Origin of the sequence: Psychrobacter luti (genome assembly GCF_014192115.1) — a bacterium.
In the GTDB taxonomy this organism is placed as follows: Bacteria; Pseudomonadota; Gammaproteobacteria; order Pseudomonadales; family Moraxellaceae; genus Psychrobacter; species Psychrobacter luti.
This window is the reverse complement of the sequence record NZ_JACHXL010000003.1, coordinates 379,890-393,905: the sequence shown is the minus strand read 5'-3', so window position 1 is coordinate 393,905 and position 14,016 is coordinate 379,890. Positions and strand designations below refer to the sequence as shown.

Below are 14,016 nucleotides of genomic sequence, written 5' to 3'. Positions count from 1 at the left end.
TCAGACCAAACTATTGACCGCATCAACCACTGCATCAGTAGTAATGCCAAACTCTTTATATAATTCCTCAGCAGGCGCTGATTCACCATAAGTCGTCATACCGATGACTTTACCATCAAGACCGACAAACTTATACCAGTAATCTACATGGGCGGCTTCTACAGCGACGCGAGCACGGATATTGGCTGGCAATACCGCTTCACGGTAGCTAGCATCTTGCTCCATAAAGATTTCAGCACACGGCATAGAGACCACACGGACGCCAACGCCATTTGCACTTAACGTCTCATACGCTTGCATAGCAAGGCCGACTTCTGAACCAGTCGCGATGATAATTGCTTGTAGCTCGCTTTGCTCTTTGGCAAGCACATAACCACCCTTAGTGATATTAGCAACTTGCTCAGCATCACGTGCTTGATGTGGCAGGCTTTGACGGCTAAAGATTAGCGCTGATGGATTGTTTTCTGATTTAATTGCCTCAACCCAAGCACTAGCAGACTCGGTCGCATCACAAGGACGCCATGTACGTAGATTTGGCGTAGTGCGTAGGCTGGTTAGTTGCTCGACTGGCTGATGCGTTGGACCATCTTCACCCAAACCGATAGAGTCATGTGTATAAACATGGATGATACGTTGTTTCATCAACGCGCCCATACGGACAGCGTTACGTGCGTATTCCATAAACATAAGGAAAGTAGCAACATAAGGGATAAAACCACCATGCAGCGCGATACCATTGGCAATCGCCGTCATGCCGAATTCGCGTACACCATAATAGATATAGTTGCCGTCAGCATCTTTTTCGATACCTTTAGCATCTTTAAATAACGTAAGGTTCGAGCCCGCTAGATCCGCTGAACCGCCCAATAGCTCTGGCAATAATGGCTGTAAGGTATTAATGGCATTTTGGCTGGCTTTACGACTGGCAACATCACCACCCGCTTCTTGCGTTTGCTGAATATACTCTTGTGCTTGCTTGTCAAATTCCGCTGGCAAGTCGCCATTTAAACGACGTAGTAATTCAGCTGCTAATTCTGGATAAGCCTTTTTATACGCTTCAAAGTCGGCATCCCAGTTCTTCTGCTGTACATCGCCTTTGGCTTTCGCATCCCACGCTTCATAGATTTCGTCATCTAATTCAAATGGTGCATGCTTCCAAGATAGCGCATCACGGGTTAAGACAATTTCGTCATCACCAAGTGGTGCACCATGACTGGCTGCTAAGCCTTGCTTGTTTGGGCTACCCGCGCCAATCGTGGTTTTACAGATGATTAAGCTTGGCTTAGTGGTCTCAGCAATCGCTTGCTCAGTGGCTTGCGTAATTTCATCGGTATCATGACCATCGACTTTGATAACCTGCCAGCCATAGGCTTCAAAACGCGCTTGCGTATCGTCAGTAAACCAGCCTTCGACATTACCATCAATTGAAATGCCATTATCATCATAAAAGAATACCAACTTACCCAATCCTAATGTGCCAGCCAATGAGCAAACTTCATGGCTAATACCTTCCATCAAGCAGCCATCACCCAAGAACGCATAAGTATGATGGTCGACGATTTTATGACCGTCACGGTTAAACTGCGCGGCTAGCGTCTTCTCTGCAATTGCAAAACCAACGGCGTTCGCAATACCTTGACCTAATGGACCAGTTGTCGTTTCAATACCTGGGGTGTAGCCAAGCTCAGGATGGCCTGGGGTTTTTGAGTGCAACTGACGAAAACCTTTTAGGTCATCAACGCTGACATCATAACCCGTTAAATGCAGCAATGAATAAATAAGCATCGAGCCATGACCGTTTGATAATACAAAACGATCGCGGTTATGCCATTGTGGATCGGCTGGGTTATGCTTTAAAAACTTACGCCACAAAACTTCAGCAATATCAGCCATACCCATCGGCGCGCCTGGATGTCCAGAGTTGGCTTTTTGAACCGCATCAAACGACAACACACGGATGGCATTGGCTAATTTACGTTCGCTAATTGGAGCTGGCATAGAGTGTCCTAATATTCAAATGAGAAGTATGGATGACAAACAAAAAATCGATGGAACAATAAACATGAAACAATAGAATAAGAACGCGATAAACGCTCTTAAGAATTAGGGATTTAATTAAACGACCATATTAAATGACAATTTTAACATATTTGCCATAAGCCTAACTAAAAATGCGCTGACAGAAGCGTTTGTATTTAGCAATCACTCCTATCAGTTTTGTTAAACAATAAACAATGTTAGATTCCTAATCACAAACTGCGAGTCCGCTTAGTGACTCGCAGCTTATTGTTGAAAATTATGATAGATAACTGACTTATTAAGCGCTAATGGTTTCAATACCACCCATAAATGGACGCAACACTTCTGGAATTGTGATGCTGCCATCGGCATTTTGATGGTTTTCCATCACCGCAAGTAAGGTACGACCAACGGCCAAACCTGAACCATTTAACGTATGCGCCAAACTGGTCTGCTTGCCATCTTTAACACGCGTACCCATACGACGTGCTTGGAAATCACCGCAGTTAGAGCAGCTAGAGATTTCGCGATAGGTCTCTTGGCTCGGTAACCATACTTCGATATCATAAGTCTTTTGTGCCGCAAAACCCATATCACCGGTACATAGCTGTACCACACGATATGGCAGGTTGAGCTGCTGTAAGATGTACTCAGCTTGCCCAGTCATCGCTTCAAGCAATTCATCTGATTGCTCGCTGCTAGCAATATTGACCATCTCAACTTTTTCAAACTGATGCTGACGAATCAGACCACGGGTATCACGACCGTGCGAGCCGGCTTCACTACGGAAACATGGCGTATGTGCGGTGAATTTTAATGGTAGCTCTTTAATATCTAAGCGCTCACCACGTACCAAGTTGGTCATTGGTACTTCCGCCGTTGGAATCAGATAAAAATCTGTACCTTCATTATTGGTATGATTGGTCAATTTAAACAAATCATCTTCAAACTTCGGCAATTGACCCGTACCTTTTAGACTTTCAGAGTTAACAATATAAGGAACATACGTCTCAGTATAGCCGTACTTAATGGTATGGGTATTGAGCATAAACTGAATCAAGGCGCGATGCATTTGTGCAAGCTGACCTTTTAACACGTTAAAACGGCTACCGGTCAATTTAGCTGCCGCTTCAAAGTCGAGCATACCGAGCGTTTCGCCGATATGAGTATGATCTTGAATCTCAAAATCAAACGCGCGCGGCGTTCCCCATTTGCGTACTTCGACATTATCATCTTCTGACGTACCAACTGGCACATCTGCTGCCGGGATATTGGGGATTTGCATTGCCGCCTGGCTAATACGCTCTTGCAAAGTACGTAGCTCGTCTTCGGCTGTTTTAATCTCACCACTGACACTTTGCATTTCTGCTAATAATTCGCTAGCATCTTCGCCCGATTTCTTTAGCGCACCTACTTGCTTAGCACCCGCATTACGGCGCGATTGCAGCTCTTCAGTCTTGACTTGTAAAGACTTACGTTCGTTTTCGATACTTTGCCAAAACGCCATATCAAGCGTATAACCACGAGTGGCCAGCTGCTGTTGTAAATCCGTTAAATCACCGCGTAAGAGTTTTGGGTCAATCATAATAGTTGCCTGTAGCGCTAAAAGTGAGTAAGAAATTAAAAGAGAAAAATAGTAGCTAAGTATAATAACTGAGTATAAGTAGCTATGTAATGAGGTAAAACAAAAAATGGCGCGCAAAGCCCTATAATATGGTTATAAAGCTTCGCAATGACGCCATGTCAATCATAAGAATAAATAGTAGTCGCTATCATACCAAGACCCAGCAGATTTGACCATGTTTTGGCTATATTTTGCCTAAATCCAGCCTGTTTTTTACGGTAGCTTTACGGATTAAATAAGCAATAATATGAGCCGTATAATTCTCTTATGAATCAAGTTGTATCATTGACCCTAATATAAATAATGATGCTATCTAAGAAATAACCCTGCTATCCGTCAACAGACCCGCTTATATGTTTCATTTAAGAGCAGTTTTCGGTAAGATAAGCGCATATCTTTATTCTACTGCCAGCCAAGCACGGCATCGCAGCTTCGCTTTGGCGCTTTTCATCCCACGCTCTTAATATAAGTATCTGAGAAACCTTTATGGCCCTGTACCCCTACACGCTACAACCTGTCGCCTTAAACTTAACCGAGGCTGAATTTCACCAAGCACAGTATGAGCTATTTGCCAGTGCCAGCCCCTCTTTTGGCCTGTCGAGCATTAAGATGAAAGAGTGGATTATTATGGCAGTGACTGTCATTTTAGCCCTTGCTGGTCTGGTTTTTTTAACTGGTTACTCGACCATTATTTTTTGGCTCATGCTAGCGTCTGTTGTTATTTATCTATTGGTGCGAACCCTTGGGTTTAAATGGTATGTCAAAAGAGAGTTTGAAAAACAAGTCGCTGACCAAGAAATGCCCGATGAGATGCGCCAAATGAAATTGGGGGTGCAAAAACATGGTCTTGTGATGGCAATGCCAGTCAATCAGCCTGACATGTTTAATAGCAATCAGATGCGTGGCATGCAAATGCGTCCCGGTAGCACTCAGCAAGCAGTTGTTCCTTGGACTTCGATTAAAAGCTGGGATGAGACCGATGACTATATCTTTATGATGTTTGAGATGAAAGGTCAGCAAGGCAGCCAAATCGTTCCGAAACGCTTACAAGCACAGAAGTTTCCAATCGATACGGTTCGACAGCATTTGTTAGAAGTGATTCCTGCTAAAGGCTTAAACCCTGAGAATCTGCAACCTCCTACAAAAATATAAATCAGCTGCTAGGTTGTTTGCATGACTTATTAGCCTTGTAGGATAGCTTGAATTGTATAATATAGACTGAATAGCCAAAACTAAATAATAAAGACGCCGTGGTTTAGTTAAATAAATTACAGACTTAGATTAATTGAATTTAACTTGTCATGGTTTCTTTGCTATTATAATAAGCATAAACAGATAACGTATAGAAGAGATGAAAAGTATAGAAGATAGATAACGAGCATAGCAATGAAGAATATGACTTGCTACACTCTTAGGCTTCTATATTTAACTTAGTGCTCCTATACTCAGCTGAGTATGTCGAATACTAAGTCTATAACAATAACCAATCTATCAAATGAACACTCAAATTATAAGGATAATATTATGAGTAAAACTAATAATGCGACCAACCAAATCGGTCTAGAAAAATCAGACATGAGCGAAGTGATTGCTAAGTTAAACAGCCTACTATCAAGCTACCATATGTTTTATATTAACGTGCGTGGCTATCATTGGAACGTAAAAGGTGAACACTTCTTCACTTTACATCCAAAATTTGAAGAGTTATATACCAGCTTACAAGTAGAAATTGATGTAATCGCTGAACGTATTTTGACTTTGGGTGGCACGCCGCTTCATGCTTATAGCGACTTTAGCCAACATACTAGCATTCAAGAAGATAAAAACGTGAAAGACGGTAATGCTTGTGTGAAAGGTGTGGTGACTGGTCTACAATCGCTTATAGCTGAGCAGCGTGAGGTTTCGGCACTGGCAGTAGAAAGTGAAGACCAAGGTACAGCCGACTTAGTTGATGACTATGTACAACAGCAAGAAAAGCTTATCTGGATGTACAACGCTTTTTTAGGCTAATAACTGCTAAAAAATAATTCATCATTAAAATAACTATCTCTAAAGCGATTCATTATTAATAGTAAGTAAGAAAAAAGCACCTAATTAGATTAGGTGCTTTTTTTATGCTTCTTTTACCAATAGCTACTCATTGCTCAATTACTTTACTTCTGAATCCACTGACGCATTTTTTCACGCTCAGCTGGGGTTGCTTGTAGCCAAATTTGCATAAACTGATCTAAAGTATTGGTAGATGAAGCAGCGCTTGTCGTTTGCTTAACGGTAGTCACTGTCCCTGTATTTACATTGCTTTGAGTGCTGACAGCCGGCGTATCTAAAGCAGCAATCGCACGTTTGTTTTGCAGCTCGGCATCATCAGCACCACCAAACACGCCGCCTAATGCTTTACCCAAACCTGACAGCACCCCCCCTTCATTGCCAGCCACGCCCTGCTGACTTGCAACCACAGTGTTGTTTTGTTGCACCGCAAGCGTTGGACGTTTGGCATATTCTTTAGCCACTACATATTTTTCTGGCTGATTTGGCATGGTGAGACGGTAGGTTTGATTGTCCATCAGTTCTGCCGTCACACTTACGTTACCCGAACGCAAATAATCGTGCTCATCACGTGTCAAATTGTATAGACGGTCATATTTAGCCGTAATCGCATGCTGACCCGGCTCTAGTGTAAAGGATTTCATTAATGGCTGAAACGCACTTTGCTGGATTTCTTGTCCATTAATAGCCGTTACTTTGATATGGTCATCAACCAGCAATGTCACTGCCGCATGCGACAGCATTGAGACTGAGCCAGCAGTGATTAGTAGTGTGCCCATCGTCAGTTTTTTTAGCAAAGAAGCGTTGGTTTTCATAAGTTATTCCATGAATAGTAAAAGTGTTTTCTAAATTTTTTGAAGAAAGTGACGGTTCATATTAAAAATCAAGCGGCATGGTATGTTGGTCTTGGTTGGCGATATCATTATCCACTTGCGTCTCCTGCGCGATATCAGCAAGCTCGGCGGCAAGCGTCTGCTCATCGATGGTGCGCAGCGCATCGCTGATGACCGCCTTGGATATATTACTGCGGCCAAGATTGGAGAACATCGGCTGAATGTAGTTCAGCACCTCCATCATAGAGCCGATACGATGCGGTCCTTCGGTCAGTAAATGATTAATAATACGCTCATCAAACTGCCAGCCACGCCGACGTAGGATAGACTGTAACAAAGCTTGGCGGTCAGCCAAATCATGGCCATTTGGCACTTTAAAACTGGGCGATTGCGCCAAACGGGTGAGTAAGTCTGTTAGCTGAAACGGCAATTCAGTCGCCGGTTTATTAGAAGCGAACAACAGCTGACGCTGCCCTTCGCGGCTACGGTTAATCAGATGAAATAGAGCCTCTTGCCATTGGCTACTTTGCTCAAGTACCTCTAAATCATCAATCGCAATCAGGGAAAAGTTCTCTAAAGAAGATAGGACATTGACATCCGTATGAATCAATTCATTTAATGATAGACAAATCGCTGATTTATCCATCTCTATAAACGATTCACAAACGGCGGATAATAAGTGCGACTTGCCCGTCTCAGGGCTGCCAAATAGGTACAGCTGACCAATCAGGCCGACATGTAGCTGCCGCACTGCATCGATAATAGACATCCAACCCGGACCGGCAAAGTCGCTGAGACTCGCATCATGCTTAATGTCCAGATTGAGACTTAGCTGTGCTTCTGCCATGAATCATCAACTCGGTTTGCGTAGCGCAATCACTAAAAAGGCTAAACGACTAATATTCTTTAAACTGGCTTTGCTAACTTTTACGTTTATCAAAGCCAACCTAGTAACGGTCAATACCGTTAATACTGCGCCTATATATAACATATTTGCAAAATGACTGACAAGTCTTTTACCCATTAAGCCCAATCAATCCTCATTTATCTACTTTACAAGTGATCATCAACTCCTAATCACGCTATAAAATTATTAAGAAATTGATTTGATGAGAGCCATAAAATACTTATTCCTTGCTGAGTTATTTTTTCTTAACCTGTTCTTTATGAATTTATTTTTTATCAAACAAGGCCAATTGTTTACGACCTTTATAAAAGTCAGTCGATTGATAATAAGCATATAGATGACGGAATAAAACGTTTAGAACAGCGGATACAGGCAGCGCAATCAGCATACCAACGAAGCCCAATAAACTTGCTCCTGCCAATACCGCAAAGATAACCCATAACGGTGACAGGCCAATTTTATCGCCTAGCAACAAGGGCTGTAAGATATAGCCTTCAGCGGCTTGCCCGACTAAAAATGCTCCAACGATTAATGATAAATACGTCCAGTTTAAGCCGAACTGGAACAGGCAAGCGATAATCGCCGCAATAAAACCAATGCCAAAGCCCAAATAAGGTACAAAGCTGGCAACACCGGCAACCATACCGATAATCAAGCCAAGCTCAAGTCCGATAAGCTGCAGCTGTACTGCGTAAATAGCACCCAATAGCACCATCACTAGCAGCTGACCTTTAATAAATGCCATCAGTGCGCGATCACACTCTTGAGCAATTCCGATTACTTTTTTGCAATAAGGGGCTGGAATCGCCATTTTCCAAGTTTGCAGGCGCTGATCCCAATTAAACAAGAAATAAAAGGTTAGAATCGGTACCAGCACAATCAAGCCCGCATTATTGATAAAGTTCATGCTAGACGCCAATACTTGGCTCATCATGGTACTGGCATCTTCAAACTTATAATTGGTTTGCATGTATTCAACCAAGGTGTCAGAGAAACCTTTGGATTCCAACTCTGGCAGTTGAATGCGACTATTGCTAGCGAACCATCCACGTACCACCTCATTATACCAAGTTAAAAGCTTTGGCAAATAATCCCATGCCGCTTGCAGCTGATGCCACAATGTCGGTATCAACCACCAAAGCAGCAACACCATTCCTAAAGTAATCGTAGAATAAACAATAATAATGGCAATCCAGCGTTTAATATATTTTGATAAACGCTTTACCAGCGGATTAAATAAATAAGCCAGCACAAAAGCAAAGATAAACGGTACGATGACCGGCATCATTAAATACAATAAAACTACAGCCACAACAATAGCAACGACGATGAATAGTCGTCGAAAAAAGGGATCTAGTGGTTGGTTTATCATGAAGGGTAACCCTGCGATTAAGTCAATGTAAAATGCTAGCTTACGATGGTTTTTTAACGGAAATAGGTAGTTGATGGCTTTATATTTATAATGGTATTTATCATTGTCATGGCAGTAAATTTTGCCGACAACTTTGGCGTTCTATTATCGCAGAGTACAACAAAAAATCAGTCATTTTTTGTTTCTTAAATTTTTATTGTGCCTTATTCAGTCTTTATTACCACTCTTCGTTAAATATCGGCCAAATATTGGTAAGTTGCTTTGCGAGAGGGGGTCGTTTTTGGGTATAATGCGCGCACTATCTGCAAAATTAACACGACCGATCCGCTTTTCTACTGACAGACCTTCATTCCCTATAAAATTTGTGAGATGACCATGAGTAACAAGCCTTCTTTAAGCTACAAAGATGCTGGCGTTGATATTGATGCTGGCGATGCGTTGGTTCAACGTATTAAATCAGTGGCAAAAGCCACCTCTCGTCCTGAGGTTGTGGGCGGACTTGGCGGTTTTGGGGCGCTTTGTCGTATTCCGACTGGTTATACCTCACCGTTATTGGTTTCAGGCACTGACGGTGTCGGCACCAAGCTTAAACTGGCACTACAACTAAACCGCCATGACACCATCGGTATTGACTTGGTCGCCATGTGCGTTAATGATTTATTGGTTTGTGGTGCGGAGCCATTATTTTTCTTAGATTATTATGCAACTGGCAAGCTCGATGTAGATGTAGCAGCGACGGTGGTTACTGGTATTGGCGAAGGCTGTAAATTATCAAATTGCGCGCTTATCGGCGGTGAAACGGCTGAGATGCCAGGTATGTATCAAGATGATGATTATGACCTAGCGGGATTCTGTGTCGGTGTCGTTGAAGAAGCGGAAGTCATCACTGGCGAAAACGTCGCTGAAGGTGATGTACTCATTGCCCTTGCTTCAAGTGGCGCGCATTCTAATGGTTACTCATTGGTGCGTAAAGTCATCGAAGTCAGCGGTATTGATGTTACCAGTAGCGATGAGCAATTAGACGGTCAGCCTATTCAAGACGCGTTGATGGCACCTACCCGCATTTATGTTAAAGCGATTAAAGCGCTACAAGACACCCTTGGTAGCTCAGCCTTACATGCCATGTCACATATTACTGGTGGCGGTTTAACAGATAACCTGCCACGCGTACTACCGGATAACTTAGCCGCTAGTATCGATACGGCTAGCTGGCAGTTTTCAGAGCTATTCACTTGGTTACAAACTCAAGGTAATATTGAGCAAAGCGAGATGTACCGCACCTTTAACTGCGGCGTTGGTTTCGTCATCGTGGTGCCTAAAGATAAAGCAGATGCTGCTATTCAAACCTTGACCGATGCTGGTGAAAAGGCATGGAAATTAGGTGAAATGGTTAGCCGTGAAGCGGATGCTGTGGTGTACCGTTAATGCCAGACGACAATTTAAAAAGTATTGCAAAAAAATCAGCTAAACCGTTACGCGTCGCTGTCTTGGTATCTGGTAGTGGTAGCAACCTGCAAGTATTGATTAATGCCATGCAAGCTGGTGCGCTACCGATTGAGATTGTTGGCGTCATCAGTAACCGTGAAGACGCTTATGCCATCACACGCGCTAATGACGCTGCGATTCCAGTGGCTATCTTATCTCACGTTGCGAGCGGCAAACGTATGGGTATCAAAAATTTTGAAACCCATGCCAGCGCACAGCTAAGCGCTTGGCAGCCTGATTTGATTGTCTTAGCAGGATTTATGCGCGTGCTAAGTGGCTCATTTATCGACAATGCGCCTGCCCCAATGATTAATCTGCATCCTGCTCTATTGCCTGCTTATAAGGGTCTTGATACCCATCAGCGTGCCATACAAGCTGGCGAACGCCATCATGGCTGTAGCATCCATGTGGTCACCGCTGAGCTTGATGCCGGTGCTGTTTTGACTCAGGCCCTGCTTGAAATCAATCAAAAAGATACTGCTGATAGCCTACAAGCACGCGTACAACAGGGTGAACATCAACTGCTACCTTGGACGATATTACTAATTGCTCACGGTATAATTGATCTGAATAATCCGCATAATGATGCTGAATCGTCTTATTTACCCGCTTTACCTTTAAAGCTATGGCTAAACGACTAAAGCTTGAATTTTATTCATATATTTTAAAAAAGCAGAATCCGTAATTGGTTCTGCTTTTTTTGTGCGCTTAAATAATGGGTAATTTATTGCAAATAAATACCTCGTTACGGAATAACGAGGTATTTAAGATTAAAAGGTTGAAGCATTTTAATAGTTAAACAGGCTTTTTACCAACCACGTGCACAGCCTTAATATTCACAAACTCTTTGATACCAAAACCGCCATGTTCACGACCATAACCTGAATCCTTCACGCCACCAAATGGCAAGCCTGGATTGACTAAGTTATAACCATTGATATAAACCATACCAGTGTCAAAATGCTGCTGCGCTAAATTAATCGCCTTCTCTTCATCTTTTGAGAAGATAGCACCGCCCAATCCATAGCGACTGTCATTAGCAATTCGGAAAGCATCGTCTTGGTCTTTGGCACGAATAAGCGCCGCAACAGGACCAAATAGCTCATCTTTATAAGCGGGTTGATCTGGTTTGATATTTTCCAAGATTGTTGGTGGGTAAAAGGCACCCGGCTTATCGGGTACTTCGCCGCCCAAAGTAATGGTCGCACCCTTGCTGACACTTTCTTGCACTTGTTTATGCAGCTCATCACGCTGCTTGCTGCTTGACATCGGACCTACGTCAGTCGATTCGTCCATTGGATCGCCGATTTTATAGCCTTTAAACTTCTCAATAACCAAATCACGGAACCTATCGTAAACACTATCGACGACCACAAAACGCTTAGCCGCGATACAAGTTTCACCATTATTATATAGGCGCGCATGGGCACAAGTAGTGGCTGCTAGGTCTAAGTCCGCATCTTCTAATACGATAAAGGCATCGTTTGAACCAAGCTCCATAACGGTCTTTTTTAGCACTTTTGCCGCTTGCTGCGCCACCACTCGACCGGCGACATCACTACCCGTCAAGGTGACACCACGTACTTTTTCATGTTCAATAACCTTTTCAGACTGATCATGGTTAATGATGAGCGTACGGAATAAATCGTTTGGCAAATCAGACTCATGCATGATTTTTTCAATCAACAAACCTGATCCAGTCACGTTTGAGGCGTGCTTAAGCAAGATGCTATTACCTGCCATTAAGTTAGCAATGGTATAGCGAAATACCTGATAAGCAGGAAAGTTCCATGGCTGGATACCATAGATAATACCGATAGGATTGTAGCTGATTAAACCTTTTTTGATACCTTCGATATCGCGCTCATCATCAGCTAGGGCAGCAATTCCTTCACCAGCGGTAAAATCACAAATCGCTTTACATAGATCCACTTCACCTAAGCTCGCCTCCAAGGTCTTACCGCGCTCCTCGGTCATCAGCTTCGCTAGCTCTTCTTTATATTTCATCAGCGTCTCGCCAATGGAATTGATCACTTTGGCACGCTCATCGGCACTGACTAAACGCCATTCTGAAAATGCTTTATGTGAAGCATCGATAATTTTATTGACTTCATCGCTGCTCATATAAGTATAGTTTTTAATGTCTTTACCCGTCGCTGGGTTCACAGTGGTAATATCTGCCATGATAATTATCCTTATTTATTTGATTATTATTTAATAAATGATTGATTAAGATTATTTTTAATAAGCGTTTTATCAATAAATGACTCAATATGATTACTATATATAACTACTATCTAAGTCTTTATGCTAGATAAATAACAATATTGAGAAATTAACAAGCCACTTCACATTGAAATAGCTGTATTGAGATGGATAAAGAGTCAAAATAATAGTTAAAGGAGCTAACAATCATATCGTATTCCTTAACAATGCCTGTGAAACCTATCTTTTTACTTAAGATACATCTATCCTAACAAAAGGATTTGACCATAGTTTTACAAGTTATAAAGAAGTGTGCGTAAGATGTTAAGAATGTGTCATTAAAAAATGTCATTAAAATTTTGCTGCAAATAAATAGCTTGAACCGAATAAATAAAATCTGAGCGTCTAATGAGCATAAAAAAACCAGCACATAAGGTATGGGCTGGTTTTACTCATTTATTAAACGCTATTTTTATTGTTAGCGTATTAAAAAAGGTGATTAATAATCGGTATCTCTTGCGGTGGATTCTCTTCATCATCGACGATTTGGCGAGCCACATGCATGATAAGTTGGCGCAACCAACGATGCGCCGGATGGTGCTGTAATAATGGCGACCACGCCATGGTCAGTTCAAATTCTGGTATAAAAAATGGTGGCTCTTCCATGATGATACTGTCGTTATTAGCCTGCATTTTTGCCACACGGGTCGGCAAGGTCGCAATCAAATCTTTATTAGCGGCAAGCATTGCTGGCATCTGATAATGACGGGTAAAAACGCTGATTTGACGCTTTTGACCTAAACGCTGTAAAGCCTGATCAATAGAACCTAAGCCGCCAGATTTTTCTGGATTAACCCCAAAGCCCACACCCATACCAGTTTTAGATACCCAAACATGTTGAGCTTTTAGATAGTTTTTGAGATTAAAGCGATGGGCATAAGGACTTTCAGAAGACAGTAGGCAGCTAAAGGTATCACGCCATACCAACACTTGATGGAAGCTTTGCGGGATCTCGTTAAAGCGGTTGATTGCCAAATCTACCCGCCCCTGCTCCATATCTCGGTATGAAACGTCAGATGGCGTCAAGAAATCCAAAATGACATTTGGCGCTTCAGAACGCAGTGCTTTAACAAGCTTTGGCACCAAAGTCGCCTCAGCATAGTCTGAGGTCATAATACGGAAAACGCGCGAGGTACTATAAGGTCGAAACTCAGTACGCGGCTCGAGCACTTGGGTCAAATCTGCCAATATCTCACGAATCCGTGGCTGCAGCTCCAGCGCACGCTCAGTCGGTGTCATGCCCTCTGAGGAACGTACCAATAATGGGTCATTAAACAATTTGCGCAGGCGACGCAAAATATTACTCATCGCAGGCTGGGTAATGCCGAGCTGCTCAGCAGCACGTGTGACGTTTTTTTCACGAAGTAGCACATCTAAATGCACCAATAAATTCAAATCAACCCGCTGCAAATTCATATATTTTTCTCTTTGCCTTAGAATAAATACTACAATAAGCTTGAGCAAG

At 42.5% G+C, this 14,016-nt stretch carries 11 protein-coding genes; 4 read left to right on the top strand and 7 right to left on the bottom strand.

The features are described from left to right. A complete protein-coding gene (gene tkt / locus FHS24_RS08580; protein WP_183620678.1) occupies positions 1-1,998 on the bottom strand; it encodes a transketolase in 1,998 nt (665 codons plus the stop codon). A 319-nt stretch (positions 1,999-2,317) separates the two neighbouring features. Then, complete coding sequence (serS, locus tag FHS24_RS08575) at positions 2,318-3,604, bottom strand: serine--tRNA ligase (protein ID WP_183620676.1); 1,287 nt, start codon at positions 3,602-3,604, stop codon at positions 2,318-2,320. 525 nt (positions 3,605-4,129) lie between these two features. Between serS and FHS24_RS08570 the strand changes: the two genes are divergently transcribed. Together FHS24_RS08570 and FHS24_RS08565 are read left to right on the top strand one after the other, a co-directional pair. After that, entirely contained in the window at positions 4,130-4,795 is a 666-nt protein-coding gene (locus FHS24_RS08570) for a YcxB family protein (protein ID WP_183620674.1), read from the top strand. 372 nt (positions 4,796-5,167) lie between these two features. Continuing rightward, positions 5,168-5,653, top strand: coding sequence for a Dps family protein (locus tag FHS24_RS08565; RefSeq protein ID WP_183620671.1), 486 nt, complete (start codon positions 5,168-5,170; stop codon positions 5,651-5,653). A 143-nt stretch (positions 5,654-5,796) separates the two neighbouring features. Here the strand turns inward: FHS24_RS08565 and FHS24_RS08560 are convergent, their stop codons facing one another. From FHS24_RS08560 to FHS24_RS08550, 3 genes are all read right to left on the bottom strand, one after another. Beyond that, entirely contained in the window at positions 5,797-6,504 is a 708-nt protein-coding gene (locus tag FHS24_RS08560) for a DUF2057 family protein (protein ID WP_183620669.1), read from the bottom strand. A gap of 61 nt (positions 6,505-6,565) precedes the next feature. Beyond that, a complete protein-coding gene (gene hda, locus FHS24_RS08555; RefSeq protein WP_183620667.1) occupies positions 6,566-7,369 on the bottom strand; it encodes a DnaA regulatory inactivator Hda in 804 nt (267 codons plus the stop codon). 325 nt (positions 7,370-7,694) lie between these two features. Next, positions 7,695-8,801, bottom strand: a complete 1,107-nt coding sequence (locus FHS24_RS08550) for an AI-2E family transporter (protein ID WP_183620665.1) — start codon at positions 8,799-8,801, stop codon at positions 7,695-7,697. Positions 8,802-9,176: 375 nt separating this feature from the next. Between FHS24_RS08550 and purM the strand changes: the two genes are divergently transcribed. Then, positions 9,177-10,226, top strand: a complete 1,050-nt coding sequence (purM, locus tag FHS24_RS08545; RefSeq protein ID WP_183620663.1) for a phosphoribosylformylglycinamidine cyclo-ligase — start codon at positions 9,177-9,179, stop codon at positions 10,224-10,226. Then, complete coding sequence (purN, locus tag FHS24_RS08540; protein ID WP_183620661.1) at positions 10,226-10,927, top strand: phosphoribosylglycinamide formyltransferase; 702 nt, start codon at positions 10,226-10,228, stop codon at positions 10,925-10,927. The genes purM and purN overlap by 1 nt, the downstream gene beginning before the upstream one ends. 154 nt (positions 10,928-11,081) lie before the next feature. On the opposite strand, the gene FHS24_RS08535 is transcribed toward purN, so the two are convergent. Then, positions 11,082-12,470 (bottom strand): NAD-dependent succinate-semialdehyde dehydrogenase, encoded by a 1,389-nt coding sequence (locus tag FHS24_RS08535; protein ID WP_183620659.1) that lies wholly within the window; start codon positions 12,468-12,470, stop codon positions 11,082-11,084. 507 nt (positions 12,471-12,977) lie between these two features. Beyond that, complete coding sequence (locus FHS24_RS08530; RefSeq protein WP_183620657.1) at positions 12,978-13,967, bottom strand: LysR family transcriptional regulator; 990 nt, start codon at positions 13,965-13,967, stop codon at positions 12,978-12,980. Positions 13,968-14,016: the final 49 nt, after the last annotated feature.